At 69.8% G+C, this 14,330-nt stretch carries 15 protein-coding genes; 8 read left to right on the forward strand and 7 right to left on the reverse strand.

Features of this window, described 5'->3' with window-relative positions:
* Positions 1-275: 275 nt before the first annotated feature.
* Positions 276-764 carry a peroxiredoxin gene (locus tag F3H57_RS14025; protein ID WP_149756543.1) on the reverse strand — a complete coding sequence of 163 codons (489 nt, stop codon included), beginning with the start codon at positions 762-764 and terminating at the stop codon, positions 276-278.
* A gap of 80 nt (positions 765-844) precedes the next feature.
* Between F3H57_RS14025 and F3H57_RS14030 the strand changes: the two genes are divergently transcribed.
* Positions 845-2,053: an NAD(P)/FAD-dependent oxidoreductase gene (locus F3H57_RS14030; protein ID WP_149756544.1), complete on the forward strand. Its 1,209-nt coding sequence runs from the start codon at positions 845-847 to the stop codon at positions 2,051-2,053.
* On the forward strand, positions 2,050-2,607 hold the full coding sequence (gene rsmD / locus F3H57_RS14035) for a 16S rRNA (guanine(966)-N(2))-methyltransferase RsmD (protein ID WP_149756545.1): 558 nt from the start codon (positions 2,050-2,052) through the stop codon (positions 2,605-2,607). The genes F3H57_RS14030 and rsmD overlap by 4 nt, the downstream gene beginning before the upstream one ends.
* A gap of 231 nt (positions 2,608-2,838) precedes the next feature.
* Here the strand turns inward: rsmD and F3H57_RS14040 are convergent, their stop codons facing one another.
* The 3 genes from F3H57_RS14040 to sfsA form a co-directional block, all read right to left on the reverse strand.
* Positions 2,839-4,050: an MFS transporter gene (locus F3H57_RS14040; RefSeq protein WP_149756546.1), complete on the reverse strand. Its 1,212-nt coding sequence runs from the start codon at positions 4,048-4,050 to the stop codon at positions 2,839-2,841.
* Positions 4,043-4,864, reverse strand: coding sequence for a type I methionyl aminopeptidase (gene map / locus F3H57_RS14045; RefSeq protein WP_149756547.1), 822 nt, complete (start codon positions 4,862-4,864; stop codon positions 4,043-4,045). The genes F3H57_RS14040 and map overlap by 8 nt, the downstream gene beginning before the upstream one ends.
* A gap of 76 nt (positions 4,865-4,940) precedes the next feature.
* Complete coding sequence (gene sfsA, locus F3H57_RS14050) at positions 4,941-5,648, reverse strand: DNA/RNA nuclease SfsA (protein WP_149756548.1); 708 nt, start codon at positions 5,646-5,648, stop codon at positions 4,941-4,943.
* A gap of 47 nt (positions 5,649-5,695) precedes the next feature.
* Between sfsA and F3H57_RS14055 the strand changes: the two genes are divergently transcribed.
* The 6 genes from F3H57_RS14055 (at position 5,696) to F3H57_RS14080 (ending at position 11,088) form a co-directional block, all read left to right on the forward strand.
* Complete coding sequence (locus F3H57_RS14055; protein WP_149756549.1) at positions 5,696-6,415, forward strand: competence/damage-inducible protein A; 720 nt, start codon at positions 5,696-5,698, stop codon at positions 6,413-6,415.
* Positions 6,412-7,131: a GNAT family N-acetyltransferase gene (locus F3H57_RS14060; RefSeq protein ID WP_149756550.1), complete on the forward strand. Its 720-nt coding sequence runs from the start codon at positions 6,412-6,414 to the stop codon at positions 7,129-7,131. Before F3H57_RS14055 ends, F3H57_RS14060 begins: the two co-directional genes overlap by 4 nt.
* Positions 7,128-7,697, forward strand: coding sequence for a peroxidase-related enzyme (locus tag F3H57_RS14065; RefSeq protein WP_149756551.1), 570 nt, complete (start codon positions 7,128-7,130; stop codon positions 7,695-7,697). The genes F3H57_RS14060 and F3H57_RS14065 overlap by 4 nt, the downstream gene beginning before the upstream one ends.
* Positions 7,669-8,607, forward strand: coding sequence for an OmpA family protein (locus F3H57_RS14070; RefSeq protein ID WP_149756552.1), 939 nt, complete (start codon positions 7,669-7,671; stop codon positions 8,605-8,607). Before F3H57_RS14065 ends, F3H57_RS14070 begins: the two co-directional genes overlap by 29 nt.
* Before the next feature lie 64 nt (positions 8,608-8,671).
* A complete protein-coding gene (locus F3H57_RS14075; protein WP_149756553.1) occupies positions 8,672-10,021 on the forward strand; it encodes an aminotransferase class III-fold pyridoxal phosphate-dependent enzyme in 1,350 nt (449 codons plus the stop codon).
* Positions 10,022-10,233: 212 nt separating this feature from the next.
* Positions 10,234-11,088, forward strand: coding sequence for a class I SAM-dependent methyltransferase (locus tag F3H57_RS14080; RefSeq protein WP_149756554.1), 855 nt, complete (start codon positions 10,234-10,236; stop codon positions 11,086-11,088).
* An 82-nt stretch (positions 11,089-11,170) separates the two neighbouring features.
* Here F3H57_RS14080 and F3H57_RS14085 read toward each other — a convergent pair whose 3' ends face one another.
* The 3 genes from F3H57_RS14085 to F3H57_RS14095 all read right to left on the reverse strand — a co-directional run bounded on the left by F3H57_RS14085 (position 11,171) and on the right by F3H57_RS14095 (position 14,328).
* Positions 11,171-12,721 (reverse strand): alanine/glycine:cation symporter family protein, encoded by a 1,551-nt coding sequence (locus F3H57_RS14085; RefSeq protein WP_149756555.1) that lies wholly within the window; start codon positions 12,719-12,721, stop codon positions 11,171-11,173.
* A gap of 26 nt (positions 12,722-12,747) precedes the next feature.
* The gene (locus tag F3H57_RS14090) at positions 12,748-13,182 is read right to left on the reverse strand and encodes a universal stress protein (protein ID WP_149756556.1); all 435 of its coding nucleotides are present in this window, start codon (positions 13,180-13,182) and stop codon (positions 12,748-12,750) included.
* Positions 13,183-13,614: 432 nt separating this feature from the next.
* Positions 13,615-14,328 (reverse strand): metallophosphoesterase, encoded by a 714-nt coding sequence (locus F3H57_RS14095; RefSeq protein WP_149756557.1) that lies wholly within the window; start codon positions 14,326-14,328, stop codon positions 13,615-13,617.
* Positions 14,329-14,330: the final 2 nt, after the last annotated feature.

Genomic DNA, 14,330 nt, shown 5'->3' on the forward strand with positions numbered 1-14,330 from the left:
TCCCGGCGTCGCCGCAAGACGTCTTCGGCCGCGCCTCGGGCAAGCCGCTCGCGGCACCGGCACGAAGCGACCATGCCGCCCCGCGGTCCCGCCTCGGACCGGCAGCCCGCGGGGTCATCTTCCCGCGCGGCGCGAGCGGCGGGCCGGCCTCCCGACCGCCCCGCAGTCCCACCCCGGATCGGCGCGCGCGCCCCTTCATCTGCCGATAAATATCCCGGGGTGCGCGAGGGGCTGGCCCCTCGCTCCCTCCGCTGCCACCGGGCGCGCACAGGCGATCAGAGCGTCGCCAGCAGCGCCTCGCCGCCCGAGGTGTCGCAGGTGCCGGGGCTTTCCTCGACATGCAGCGTGGTGACCACGCCGTTCTCGACCACCATCGCGTAACGCTTGGAGCGGTTGATGAGCCCCGCCGGCGGCGCGGTGAAGTCCATGCCGATCGCCTGGGTGAACGCGGACTCGGCGTCCGACAGCATCGTGATCCCGGCATCTTCGGCGCCCGTGGCCTGCCCCCAGGCCTTCAGAACGAAGGGATCGTTGACCGAGATGCAGATGATCTCGTTCACGCCCTTGGCGGCAAAGTCGTCTTTGGTGCGCACGAAGCTCGGCACGTGGGCCGAATGGCAGGTGGGCGTGAACGCCCCCGGCACGGCGAAGATCACCACCCGGCGTCCGTCGAGCTTGGAGCCCAGATCCACGGGTTCGGGCCCCTCGTCGCCCAGCCGCACCAGCGTTGCCCCCGGCAGCGTATCTCCTTGCGAAATCGGCATGTCCTGTCCTCTCGTCGAATTGCAATTCCCGTCACCGGGCATCTAGGGTAGCGCCGCGAAAGGCAATGCGGGGGATCAGCATGGATCGGATCGTCGTGGTGGGCGCAGGCCAGGCCGGCGCGTCGCTGGTGGCCCGGCTCAGGGCGAACGGTTATGGTGGTGCCCTCACCCTGATCGGCGAGGAACCGGTGCCGCCCTACCAGCGCCCGCCGCTCTCCAAGGCGTATCTGTTGGGCGAGATGGACCTCGAACGGCTCTACCTGCGGCCCGAAAGCTTCTACGACGACAAGGAAATCACGCTGAAGAAGGGCGCGGCGGTGACCGCCATCGACCGCGCCGCGCAGACCGTGACCGTCGGGGGCGAGGCCCTGCCCTACGACGCGCTCGCGCTCACCACCGGGTCGGTGCCCCGGCGCCTGCCGGCAGCGATCGGCGGCGATCTCGGCGGCGTGGTGACGGTGCGCACGCTTGGCGACGTGGACGCCATGGCGCATCGCTTCGGCGCCGGCGCGCGCGTGCTGATCGTCGGCGGCGGCTATATCGGGCTCGAAGCCGCCGCGGTCGCCGCAAAGCGCGGCCTCGACGTGACGCTGGTCGAAGCCGCGGACCGCATCCTTGCCCGCGTCGCCGCCCCCGAGACCGCCGATTATTTCCGGGCCCTGCACGAAGCCAACGGCGTCCGTATCCTCGAAGGCGCGGGGCTCGACCGGCTGATCGGAGACGATCACGTCACGGCGGCACGGCTTACCGACGGCACCGAGATCGCGGTCGATTTCGTCGTCGCCGGCATCGGCATCGCGCCCTGCACGGAGCTTGCCGAAAAAGCCGGGATCGAGACCGACAACGGCATCCGGGTGGACGAATACGGCCGCACCTCCGATCCGGCGATCTGGGCGGCGGGCGACTGCGCCTCCTTCCCGCATGCGGGCGGGCGCATCCGGCTCGAAAGCGTCGGCAACGCCATCGACCAGGCCGAACGGGTGGCCGACAACATTCTCGGCGCGAACACGCCCTACATCCCGAAACCGTGGTTCTGGTCGGACCAGTACGACACCAAGCTGCAGATCGCCGGGCTGAACAGCGGCTACGACCGCGTCGTCACCCGCTCGGGCGCGGGGGAGGCGGTGTCGCACTGGTATTTCTGCGACGGCCGGCTGATCGCGGTCGACGCGATGAACGACCCGCGCGCCTACATGGTCGGCAAGCGGCTGATCGAGGCGGGCAAATCCCCCGACCCCGATGCCATCGCCGACCCCGAGAGCGACCTCAAGGCGCTGATGAAGGCGTGAGGATCGTCGCCGGACGCTTCCGCGGCCGCGCCCTGGCCAGCGTCGGGCGCGGCGATCCGGGCGCGCATCTGCGCCCGACAACCGACCGCGTGCGCGAGGCGCTGTTCAACACCCTCGCCGGCGGGCGCTTCGGCGACCCGATCGACGGCGCGCGGGTGCTCGACCTCTTCGCCGGGACCGGCGCGCTGGGGCTCGAGGCGCTGTCGCGCGGCGCGGTCCACGCCACCTTCGTCGACAGCGGCCGGCGCGCGCAGGCGCTCCTGCGCGAGAACGTCAAGACGCTGGGGGTGAGCGGCGAGACCACGCTCATCGGCGGCGACGCCACGCGCCTGCCAGCGGCCGATGAGCCCGCGACGCTGATCTTCCTCGATCCGCCCTACGGCAAGGACCTCGGTGCCCCGGCGCTGAACGCCGCTCGCGCCGCCGGCTGGATCGCGCAAGGCGCGCTGGTCGTCTGGGAGGATTCCACGCCGCAGACTCCGCCCGAGGGCTTCACGCTGCTGGAGAGCCGGAAATACGGCGACACCCATGTCACGCTGGCCGAGGCCGACTAGCGACTTCAACGGCAGCCCCTGAAAGCACCCGGCTCAGCCGTCCCGCCCGACGCCCCGCGGCGGGCAGCGCCTGCCTGCCCCCCGGCAGGCGCTTTCGACCTCTCAACAGGCTCAGCCCAACCACACTTCAACAGGCTCAGCCCAACCACACTGCTCCCCCGGCCCGCCAAGCCCGGCGCTACCGCAAGAGCGCCCGCCCAGGCAGGCGCTGCCCGCCACGGCGCGCCCCGATCAGGCCGCCGTACCACGCCCCGCGCGCAGGGCCGCGCGCCGCGACCAGAGGATGTGCGCCAGCACCCAGCACGCGGCGAGGCCCCCGGCGATGCCCAGCGCGCCGATCCCGAAAGCGCCCAGCACCGCGCCGCCCAAGGCCGAACCAAGCGCCGCGCCGATGTAGATCGCCGCGGCGTTGAGCGCGAGCACCACGCTCGCCTCCTCGGGCGCGATGGCCAGCAGGCGCAGCTGCTGCGCCGCCATGAAGGACCAGCCCACCAGCGCCCAGAGAAAGGCCAGCGCCATCACCGCCGCCTCCGGGTAGGGCAGACCGGAAAAGACCGGCATCACCGCGATCTGGCACAAAGTCAGCACCACCAGCGTGCGCACCGCGCCCAGCCGGTCGGCCATCCAGCCGCCCATGAGGTTGCCCAGAACCGCGCCGGCCCCGTAGATCACCAGCAGGAGCGTGATCCCGTCGCGTCCCCAGCCCATCGTCTCGCCCAGAAGCGGCGTGAGGTAGGTGTAGAGGACAAACACCGCCGCAAGGAACGACGCGGTGAACAGCACCGCCCCCATCGCCAGCCGGTCGCGCAGGACGCCGCCGAGGTCGCGCAGCGTCACCGGCGCCAGCCGCAGCCCCTGCGGCACCCGCGTCCAGACCAGCGCCACGCCGATCAGCGCCAGCGCCAGGATCAGCCAGAACGCCCCGCGCCAGCCGAAAGTGTAGGCGATCCAGCCGCCCGCCGGCACCCCGGCGACCTGCGCCAGCGACAGCCCGACGACCACGGTGGCAAGCGCCCGGCCCCGCGCTTCGGGCGCGGCCAGCGCCGCGGCCACGGCGGCCGAGACCGGCGTGAACATCCCCGCCCCGGCGGCGGCGACCGCCCGCCCCGCCATCATCGCCCAGAGCGTCGGCGCCAGGGCACACAGCGCCGAACCCGCGGCAAAGACCGCGAGGCCCAGCGCCATCACCCGGCGCCGCCCGATCCGGCCCGTGGCCGACACCAGAAGCGGCGACAGGATCGCGTAGGCGATGGCGTAGACCGTCATCAGCGCGCCGGCCTCGCCCCGCGTGACGCCGAATCCGTCGGCCACCGGCTCCAGCAGGCCGATGACCACGAAGGCGCCCATGCCGATGACGAAATTGCACGCCGACAGCGTCCAGATCACGCCGTGGGGCGTGTCGTCCTCTCCTCCCGCCTCCGCGGGGCGTGGCGCATCACTCATATGTGGGGTGGAACTTTCCCGCCGGGGACAGGGTGAAGATCTCCGCACCGTCGGCGGTGATCCCCACGGAATGCTCGAACTGCGCCGACAGCGACTTGTCGCGCGTCACCGCCGTCCAGTCGTCGGACAGCACCTTGGTTTCGGGCCGGCCGAGATTCACCATCGGCTCGATGGTGAAGAACATCCCCTCTTCGAGCACGGGGCCGGTGCCCCCGCGCCCGTAATGCAGCACGTTCGGCGGCGCGTGGAACACCCGCCCGAGCCCGTGCCCGCAGAAATCGCGCACCACCGACATCCTCTGGCCCTCCACGAAGGTCTGGATGGCGTGGCCGATATCGCCGAAGGTCTTGCCGGGCCTGGCCGCCTCGATCCCCACCATCAGGCTGTCATGGGTGACCTGGATCAGCCGCTCGGCCTTCCGCGACAGCTTTCCGGCGACATACATCCGGCTGGTGTCGCCGTACCAGCCGTCCACGATCACCGTGATGTCGACGTTGAGGATATCGCCGTCCTTCAGCTTCTTGTCGCCCGGAATGCCGTGGCAGACGACATGGTTGATGCTGATGCAGGTGGCGTGCTGGTAGCCCTTGTAGCCGATCGTGGCCGAGGTCGCGCCCTCTTCCTCGATCCGGCCGCGGATGTAATCGTCGATGGCGCCCGTGGTCTGGCCCGGCCACACGTGCTCGGCCACCTCGTCGAGCAGTTGCGCCGCGAGCCGTCCGGCCGCGTGCATCCCGGCGAAGTCGTCCGTGTCGTAAATACGAATCCCGTCCCGCGTGAGACGGCCGCGTGCATCCTCGTCCAAAACCGGCATCCTCAATCTGCTTGCGCTCTTATATTCCCGATGTCCGCCGATTTCCAGACCTTCGCCGCAGCGCAGCGTGACAAGCTCAGCCGATCGTGACCGGCACCGATTCGCCCAGGGCCGCGCCCTCGGGCGACAGGTCGCAGCGGAACGCCACCGCCTCCACCCCCGCGGCGCGGGCGGCGCGGAAGGCCGCCGCGTAGCCCGGATCGAGGTCCTCGGCCAGCGTCACCTCGCCCGCATCCGTACGCTGCACGAGGTACAGCATCACCGCCCGGTCGCCGCCGCGCGCCACCTCGGCCAGCTCCGCCAGGTGCTTCGCGCCGCGCGCGGTCACGCTGTCGGGAAACTCCGCCACGCCCGGCCGCCGCGACAATGTCACCGACTTCACCTCGACATAGGCATCCGCCCGCCCCGGCGCCCTCAGCAGGAAATCGACCCGCGACCCGGTGCCGTAGCGCCGCTCCGGCAGCACCTCGGGATAGTCGCCGAACCCCGGCACCTCGCCCGCCACGAACGCCGCGCGCAACAGGCGGTTGGGCAGGCTCGTGTCGACCCCGGTGAAGGCACCGCTTTCGTGCTCCACCAGTTTCCACGCATAGCGCAGCTTCTTCTTAGGATCGTCGTTCGGCTCCACCCACACCTTCAGGCCCGGCTCGGCGAGCCCGAGCATGGAGCCGGGGTTGGCCACGTGCGCCGTCACCTCGCGCCCGTCCGCAAGGCGGATATCCGCAAGGAACCGCTTGTAGCGGCGGATCAGCGTGGCGGGGACCAGAGGGGTTTGAAAGCGCATGGCGCGCGCCTATACCTCAGGCCGAAGCCGAGCCCAAGGAGCACCTCATGCCGAACCCGACCGCCGCCATGCTCGTGATCGGGGACGAGATCCTGTCGGGCCGCACGCGCGACGCCAACCTGCACCACCTCGCCCAGCAGTTCACCGCCGCCGGCATCGACCTGGCAGAGGCGCGCGTCGTGGCCGACGATCACGACACCATCGTCGCCGCGGTGAACGCGCTTCGCGCGCGCTACGACATCGTCGTGACCTCTGGCGGCATCGGGCCGACGCACGACGACATCACCGCCGACGCCATCGCCGCAGCCTTCGGGGCCGACATCGACGTGCGCGAGGACGCACGCGCGCTGATGGCGGCCCACTACGCCCAGACGGGGCGGGAGCTGAACGAGGCCCGCCTGCGCATGGCCCGCATCCCCGACGGCGCGGAGCTCATCGAGAACGAGGTCTCCGCCGCGCCCGGTTTCATCCTCGGCAACGTCTACGTGATGGCCGGCGTGCCGTCTGTGTTCAACGCCATGCTCGCCCGCGTGCTGCCGACCCTGAATACCGGCACGCCGCTCCTGAGCGCGTCGGTGCGGGTGGAGCGGGCCGAGGGCGACATCGCCGGACCGCTGCGCGATCTCGCCAAGGAATACGGCGACCTCGCCTTCGGGTCGTACCCGTTCCGCGACGGCGACGTCTACGGCGCCAACGTGGTGGTGCGCGGCACCGACAAGGCCCGCATCGACAGCGCCACCGCGCGCCTCTCCGAGATGTTCGCATGACAGGCCTCGATGCCGCGGCCGAGGCGACCTGGCCGCCCCTCCGCCGGATCGAGCGGCCCGGCTTCACCCTGCGCGAGGGCGGCGGCGGCGGAAAGCGCGTGTCGGCCGCGACGGCCCACGAAGACTGGACCGAGGCGCAGCTGGGCGCCGCCATCGCCGCGATGCACGGGCTGGACCAGCCCCCGCTCTTCCGCGTCGCCCCCGGCGAAGAGGCGCTCGACACCGCCCTCGCCGCCCGTGGCTTCGCCGTCGTCGACCCGGTCACGCTCTGGCACGTCCCCACCGCCCATTTCGCGGACGAAGAGCTCCGCCGCCTCACCGCCTTCTGCGTCTGGGAGCCCTTGGCGATCCAGCGCGAGATCTGGGCGGCCGGCGGCATCGGCACGCCCCGCCTCGCTGTGATGGAGCGCGCGGCCGCCCCCAAGACCTCCGTCTTCGGGCGCATCAAGGACAAGCCGGCCGGCAGCGCCTTCTGCGCATTGTCCGAAGGGATCGCCTTCGTTCACGCCCTGCACGTGCTGCCCGAGGGGCGCCGCAACGGCCTCGCCCGCTGGATGACGATCGCCGCCGCGCACTGGGCCGCCGCGAACGGCGCGGACACGCTCGCCGTGCTCTGCACCGATGCCAACACCGCGGCCAACGCGCTCTACGCGCGGCTTGGGTTCACCTCCGCACCGGGTTATCACTACCGGCAGCTCAACCGAGAGGCGCCATGACCGACGACCGCCCCACCGCGCTCGACCTGCCGCCGGTCGACCCGCTGCCGCCCGAGACGCAGAAATACTTCGACATCTGCGCCGAGAAGCTGGGCATGGTGCCGAACGTCCTGCGCGCGCACGCCTTTTCCATCGACAAGCTGGACGCCTTCACCGGCCTCTACAACGAGCTGATGCTGGCCGAGTCCGCGCTGTCCAAGCTCGAGCGCGAGATGATCGCCGTCGTCGTCTCGAGCTGGAACCGCTGTTTCTACTGCCTCGTCGCCCACGGCGCCGCGGTCCGGCAGCTCTCCGGCGATCCGGTGCTGGGCGAGAAGATGGTGATGAACTGGCGCACCGCCGATCTGGACACCCGCCAGCACGCCATGCTCGCCTTCGCCGAAAAGATGACCCGCGCCAGCCACGAGATCACGGAGGACGACCGCGAGGCGCTGCGCGAAGCCGGCTTCACCGACCACGACATCTGGGACATCGCCAACGTGGCGGGCTTTTTCAACATGACGAACCGCGTCGCCTCCGCGACCGCGATGGTCCCGAATGACGATTATCACACGCAGGCGCGCTAGCGCCGCGCTCTGGCTGTTACTGCTCGCCGGGCCGGCGGCGGCGCTCGACCTGCCGCTGCCCTCGGGCGCTCAGGTGACGTTCGACGCCACCGAAGAGGGCGCCGCCTACCACCTGCCGACCGGGCGCTGGTCGGGCGAGGCGCTGCCCACCCGCCGCATCGACGGCACCATCGACCGCACCGCCTGGCGCATCGCCGCCCGCGACCTCACGCCGCTGCAAATCCTCGACCCGATTCGCGAGGCGCTGGAGGCGGAGGGCTGGGACATCGTGCTCGACTGCGAGACGCGCGGCTGCGGTGGTTTCGACTTCCGCTTCGCGACCGAGGTGCTGCCGGCGCCCGCGATGTACGTGGACCTCACCGATTACCGTTTCCTGTCGGCCACAAGAGGCGATGAAGAGGCGCTCGGCCTCCTCGTCAGCAGCGACGGCAGCGATGCCTACGTGCAGCTCATCCGCGCCACGCCCGAGGGCAGCGCGCCCGCGCAGACGGTACCCGCGCAGACGACGCCCACCCCGGCCAGCGCCGCGCCGGACGACCTCGCCGCCACTCTGCAAGCCACCGGCCACGCGATCCTCTCCGATCTCGACTTCGCCAGCGGCGACGCCGCGCTCCCCGCCGGCAGCTACGCCTCGCTCGACGCGCTGGCGGACTACCTCGCCGCCAACCCGGACTTGCGCGTGCTCTTCGTCGGCCACACCGACGCCACCGGCTCTCAGGAGGCGAACCGCGCCCTCTCGCGCCGCCGGGCCGAGGCGGCCGCCACCTACCTGCGCGACAGTCACGACCTGCCCGCCGCCCGCGTCGGGGCCGAAGGCGCGGGCTACCTCGCCCCCGTCGCCTCCAACCTGACGGAGGACGGCCGAAACCGGAACCGCCGGGTAGAGGCGGTGATCCTGCCGCTTTCCTGACCCCCTTTCCGGAACCGCCGAAAGCGCGTACCGTTTTTTGATCAAACGGCGCGGCGGAGGGACCATGAAAGACGACAATTTCCTGAAGGAACACAACGCCCGGCACCTGTGGCACCCGATGGGACACCCCGGCGAGTCGCAGGCGCATCCGCCCAAGATCATCACCGACGCCGCCGGCGTGACGATCACCGACATCGACGGGCACAGCACCATCGACGCGGTCGGCGGGCTCTGGTGCGTGAACCTCGGCTATTCCAACGACGCGATAAAGCAGGCGATCTCGGACCAGCTTGCACGGCTGCCGTATTATTCCGCCTTCGCGGGCACCTCGAACCCGGCCGCCATCGAGGCGTCGCAGATGGTGTGCGACCTCTTCGCCGAGGACGGCATGGCGCGCGCCTTCTTCACCTCCGGCGGGTCGGATTCGGTCGATGTCGCGCTGCGCCTCGCGCGCCAGTACCACCGCCTGCGGGGCGAGCCGACGCGCACCAAGTTCCTGTCGCTGAAGAAGGGCTATCACGGCACACATTTCGGCGGCGCCAGCGTCAACGGCAATCCCCGCTTCCGCCACGGCTACGAGCCGCTCCTGCCCGGCTGCGTGCACCTGCCCGCGCCCTACACCTACCGCAACCCGTTCCACGAATCCGATCCCGCCCGCCTCGCCCAGCTCATCGCGCAGGCGGCGGAGGACGAGATCGCCTTCCAGGGCGCCGACACCATCGCCGCCCTGATCATGGAGCCGATCCTCGGCGCCGGCGGCGTCATCGTCCCGGACGAGAGCTTCATGCCGCTGATGCGCGAGATCTGCGACCGGCACGGGATCCTGCTGATCTCCGACGAGGTCATCACCGGCTTCGGGCGCTCCGGCGACTGGTCCGGCGCGCGGCACTGGGGCGTGGCGCCCGACATGATGACCGTCGCCAAGGGCATCACCTCGGGCTATTTCCCGGTCGGCGCCGCGCTGGTCAGCGGCGCGGTGGCCGAGGTCTTCGAAGGCGCGGATGCGAACGGCGCCATCTACACCGGCTACACCTACTCGGCCCACCCGGTCGGCGCGGCGGCGGTGGTCGCGACTCTGACCGAAACCCTGCGCCTCGATCTGCGCGAGAACGCCGCGGCGCGCGGCCGTCAGCTTTTCGAGGGCTGCCAGCGCCTTGCGGAGACGCACGCCATCGTCGGCGACGTCCGCGGCGGCCACGGCCTGATGACCGCGCTGGAGCTGGTGTCGGACCGCGCGACGAAGGCCCCGGCCGACCCCGCCACCGTGAAGCGCGTCCATCAGGCGGCCTACGAGGCCGGCGCGATGGTCCGCATGGGGCCGCCGAACCTCATGATGTCGCCGCCCCTGACGATCTCCGAGGCCGAGATCGACACCGTGCTCTCGGCGCTCGACGCGGGCCTGTCGGCCGCTTGACGGTTGGGCCGGGCGCACCCATCGCGCCCGGCCCGCAAGCCGGTGCGGCTCCGCTCCCTCATTTCGATTACATTCCCTTTCGGCGATCCGTTCACGCGAATTGACTTCCGAAAACGGAACCGTGAAAACACCTATAAGGATACCAGGACTCGCGGAAATACCCGAACTCCGTTTAATCGAGAAACTGAATACGAGAACCCGAACGGATTCGAATGGAAAACCGCGACGAACTTGCCGAAATGCTGGCGGTGAATGCCGAGCAGGCAAAATACTACGACAGCACCGATGGCGGCTCGACCTCTGAGGTCAACAGCTTCGCCACCAACCTCTGGCGCAAGATCCGCTGGCGCGCGATCTCCGCGGTTCCGGACCACAAGCGCGAGGTCATATACCGCATCCAGCAGGACTGGCTGGGCGATCTGGCCGGCAAGAAGGTGCTGGAGGTCGGCGCCGGCACCGGCTCCTATCTGACCTCCCACCTCGTGGCCAATTGCGCGCAATACGACGCGATCGAGCTCAGCGGCGTGCAGATCCGCGCGCTTCGCGACAAGATCGGCGATGCCCCGCACGTGCGCTGCATCGAGGGCGATTTCCTCGATTGCGACCGGCTCGACGACGATTACGACGTGATCTACGCGCAATCCTTCCTGCACCATTTCCGCCATGTCGACGTGCTCTTCGACCGGATCGAGGCGGTGACGAAGCCGGGCGCGCAGATCGTCACGCTCGACCCGCTGCAGACATGGCTGCCCGCGCGCCTCTTCCGCGCGGCGTTCCGCCCCTTCCAGACCGACGCCGCCTGGGAATTTCCCTTCGGCCACGGCACGCTCGACCGGCTGCAGGACCGCTTCGTGGTCGAGGACCGGTTCGGCCTTTACGGGCGCAGCAAATGGGCGATCGCGCTGTCGATGCTGTCGCCGAAGACCGGGCACCGGCTCGGCCAGCGCTGGTTCGACTGGGATTTCGAAACCGACTACGTACGCCACCGCGCGCGGTCCTGCCTGATCCTGTCGTGCAACCTGCGCACCGCCGGCGGGCCGGTCCCGGCGCAGCCACGGCGGATCTGACAGGCGAAAGGGCCGCACCGGTCCCCGGCACGGCCCCTCGCGAAGCGGTTCGTAGGGTGGACGATCCGCCCACCCGGCCCCGTCAGTTGAACTTCTTGATCTCGCCCGAGCGCAGGCGCTTGACGTAATGGTCAAGCTCCCCGCGCACGATCGGCATCAGAAGGTAGAGCGCGATCACGTTCACCACCGCCATCGAGAACAGCATCGCGTCCGAGAAGTCGATCACCGGCCCGAGGCTCGCCGCCGCGCCTATGACGATGAAGACGCAGAAGATGAACTTGAAGATCAGCTCCTTCACCTTTCCCTCGCCAAATAGGTAGGTCCAGGCCTTGAGCCCGTAATAGGACCACGACAGCATCGTCGAGAACGCGAACAGCACCACCGCGACCATCAGCAGCACCGGGAACCACGGCAGCGCCCGCGCATAGGCCGCCGATGTCAGCGCGACGCCCTGCACCTCCCCCTCGGTGGAGATCCGGCCCGCCTCGGAGTTCCAGACGTAGAGCCCGGTCTCCGGATCGAGGTTCAGGACCCCGGTGATCACGATCACCAGCGCCGTCATCGTGCAGATGACCACCGTGTCGATGAACGGCTCCAGCAGCGCGACGTAGCCTTCCGTCACCGGCTCCTTGGTGCGCACGGCGGAGTGGGCGATGGCGGCCGACCCGATGCCTGCCTCGTTGGAGAACGCGGCCCGCCGGAAGCCCTGGATCAGCGCCCCGGTGAACCCGCCGACGACCCCGAGCCCGGTGAACGCGCCGACGAAGATCTGCCCGAAGGCCCACAGGATCATGTCGTAGTTCATGATCAGGATCAGCAGCGACACGATCACGTAGAAGATGCCCATGAAGGGCACCACCTTCTCGGTCACCTTGGCGATGGACTTCAGCCCGCCCGCGATCACCAGCCAGACGATGACGGCCAGCACGATCCCGGTGATGAAGCCGGGAAACTCCCCGACGACGTTGGCGATCTGCGAATGCGCCTGGTTGGCCTGGAACATGTTGCCGCCGCCCAGCGCGCCGAGGATGGTGAAGAAGCAGAACAGCACAGCCATGACCGACCCGCCGGGCAGGCCACGCTCCTTGAAGCCCTTGACCATGTAGTACATCGGCCCGCCCGACACCGTGCCGTCGGGATACTCGTTGCGGTACTTCACGCCCAGCGTGCACTCGGTGAACTTGGTGGCCATGCCGAAAAGCCCGGCGATGATCATCCAGAACGTCGCGCCCGGACCGCCGATGCCGATGGCGACCGCGACCCCGGCGATGTTGCCCAGCCCCACGGTCCCCGACAGCGCGGTGGCGAGCGCCTGGAAATGGCTGACCTCGCCCGCGTCATTGGGGTCCGAATAATCGCCCTTCACCAGCTTGATCGAATGGGCGAAGCCCTTGAGCTGGATGAAGCCGAAGTAGAAGGTGAAGATCAGCGCCGCGACCACGAGCCAGAGCGCGATCCACGAGAAGTTCGTGCCCGGCAGGTCGGCGAAGATCAGCGCCACGTACCAGCCGGTATAGTCGGCGAAGATCTGGTTGATGGTGGCGTCGATGCCGCCGACGGGCTCGTCCTGCGCCAGCGCGGGAAGGGCCAGAAGCGGCCATGCGGCGAGGGCCGCGACAAATCGCTTGAACATGGGAAGATCCTTCAGGCTGGGCCGCGTCACGGCACGATGGTGCAGGGCAGAGTTGCGATCTGCACGAGCGTTCCGGCGGTGGAGCCGAACATCCGTGCCGCGAGCCCGCCATTGCCGTCGCGTCCGACGACGATCTGCGTGCCGCCGGTGTCGCTGGCGATCTTCAGCAGGATCTCCGCCGAATGGCCGTAGCGGATCGCCGTCTCGATGCCGAGCCCGCTCTTCTCGAGCTTCTCGCGCACCGGGCCGATAACGTGCGTCTCGGCCCGTTCGAGCTCCTGCGTCCGCCGCATGTGTCGCTCTTCGACCTCTTCCTTGGTGAGGAAGGAATACGGCGACCATTCCAGAACATGCGCGATGACGAGACTGGCATTCTGCGCCTTTGCAGCGGCGACGGCGTAATCGAGCGCCCGCCGCGCCGCCGGTGAGCCGTCATAGCCCACCACCATTTTTCCCGGCATTCAGACCTCCTTGATCCCTGTTGGTATTTTTTGGTCGGTCGTAAGGAGCATTGCGACGCCGCAAACACGGTTCTGTCAATCCCGGCGTGTGCCGAACGGGCACACGGACACCCGTTTCGCACGGCCTCGCGCCAAGCGACGGCACCCGGCCTCCGCGCGCAAAGACAAGACAGGCCCCACGGCACAAGCCGGGCCAAGGCCCCGCGTGCCCTTGGCACAAGCCGCGCATCGCCGGGCCGCGGATCGGCGATCCCGGCCGTCGAGCGGCAGCGCTTTATGTCAGCCAAATCGGCAAGCCGCCGGAGCGAAGCGCCCAGTGTTAACCAATCGCCGGTCCGGGGGGCGGCCCGGCGATGCGCGGCGGCCTGCGGCCTTGGTTCCGCGCGGGGACACCGCTCATCCGTAGCACAAGCCGCGCAGCACCGGCCTCCCTCAGCCCGGCAGCAGAGGCTCCCGACCGCCCTCGGTCAGCAGCGCCACGTCGCGCCCGTGGATCACCGCCGCGCAGAGCAGGCGCTCGAAGCCCGCTCCGCCGTCGAGGTTCACCCGGTTGCCGCGATGCACCGGTCCCTCGGTCGCCGTGTGCCCGTGCACCACCAGCCGCCCGTGCTCGCGTGCATCCTCCAGGAACGGCGTGCGGATCGTCACCAGCTCCCACGGGTCCTGCGCCTCCAGCGGCACGCCCGGCCGGAGTCCCGCATGCACGAAGATCTGCGCCGCCGTCTCGTGCACGCGCGGCAGCCGCGCCAGCCAGGCCCGGTGCGCCTTCGGCACCGCCTCCGCCGCCGCCGCGCGCAGCCCGGCGATGCTGCCGCCGGTCTCGATCCCGTAGGAGGCCAGCGTCGCGCGACCGCCGAGATTGTCCGACAGCCAGGCCCGCGCCTCGGTCTCCTCCATCCCGCCGGGGTCGAGGAAATCCCGGAAGTAGAGATCGTGGTTGCCGGCCAAAGCGGTCCACGGCCGGCCCTCCGCCTGTCCCCGCGCGATCGTCTCGATGACCGCGCGGCTCTCGGCCCCCCGGTCGACATAATCGCCCAGGAACACGACCGGCGCGCCGGCATCGGGATCGGCGTCGATCAGGCGCAGCACGCGCGACAGCTGACCGTGCATGCCGTGAATGTCGCCGACGGCGAAGATCGCATCCATCG

It is taken from the genome of Roseivivax sediminis, assembly GCF_900112685.1.
Classification (GTDB): Bacteria; Pseudomonadota; Alphaproteobacteria; order Rhodobacterales; family Rhodobacteraceae; genus Roseivivax; species Roseivivax sediminis.

Excerpts from the sequence above, each read along its gene's own strand:
- map (WP_149756547.1), bottom strand. The coding sequence starts at position 4,864 with ATGCCGGTTTTGGACGAGGATGCACGCGGCCGTCTCACGCGGGACGGG.
- F3H57_RS14070 (WP_149756552.1), top strand. The coding sequence starts at position 7,669 with ATGACGATTATCACACGCAGGCGCGCTAGCGCCGCGCTCTGGCTGTTA.
- F3H57_RS14080 (WP_149756554.1), top strand. The coding sequence starts at position 10,234 with ATGGAAAACCGCGACGAACTTGCCGAAATGCTGGCGGTGAATGCCGAG.
- F3H57_RS14065 (WP_149756551.1), top strand. The coding sequence starts at position 7,128 with ATGACCGACGACCGCCCCACCGCGCTCGACCTGCCGCCGGTCGACCCG.
- F3H57_RS14075 (WP_149756553.1), top strand. The coding sequence starts at position 8,672 with ATGAAAGACGACAATTTCCTGAAGGAACACAACGCCCGGCACCTGTGG.
- F3H57_RS14085 (WP_149756555.1), bottom strand. The coding sequence starts at position 12,721 with ATGTTCAAGCGATTTGTCGCGGCCCTCGCCGCATGGCCGCTTCTGGCC.
- F3H57_RS14060 (WP_149756550.1), top strand. The coding sequence starts at position 6,412 with ATGACAGGCCTCGATGCCGCGGCCGAGGCGACCTGGCCGCCCCTCCGC.
- F3H57_RS14040 (WP_149756546.1), bottom strand. The coding sequence starts at position 4,050 with ATGAGTGATGCGCCACGCCCCGCGGAGGCGGGAGGAGAGGACGACACG.
- F3H57_RS14025 (WP_149756543.1), bottom strand. The coding sequence starts at position 764 with ATGCCGATTTCGCAAGGAGATACGCTGCCGGGGGCAACGCTGGTGCGG.
- F3H57_RS14095 (WP_149756557.1), bottom strand. The coding sequence starts at position 14,328 with ATGGATGCGATCTTCGCCGTCGGCGACATTCACGGCATGCACGGTCAG.
- F3H57_RS14055 (WP_149756549.1), top strand. The coding sequence starts at position 5,696 with ATGCCGAACCCGACCGCCGCCATGCTCGTGATCGGGGACGAGATCCTG.
- sfsA (WP_149756548.1), bottom strand. The coding sequence starts at position 5,648 with ATGCGCTTTCAAACCCCTCTGGTCCCCGCCACGCTGATCCGCCGCTAC.
- F3H57_RS14090 (WP_149756556.1), bottom strand. The coding sequence starts at position 13,182 with ATGCCGGGAAAAATGGTGGTGGGCTATGACGGCTCACCGGCGGCGCGG.
- F3H57_RS14030 (WP_149756544.1), top strand. The coding sequence starts at position 845 with ATGGATCGGATCGTCGTGGTGGGCGCAGGCCAGGCCGGCGCGTCGCTG.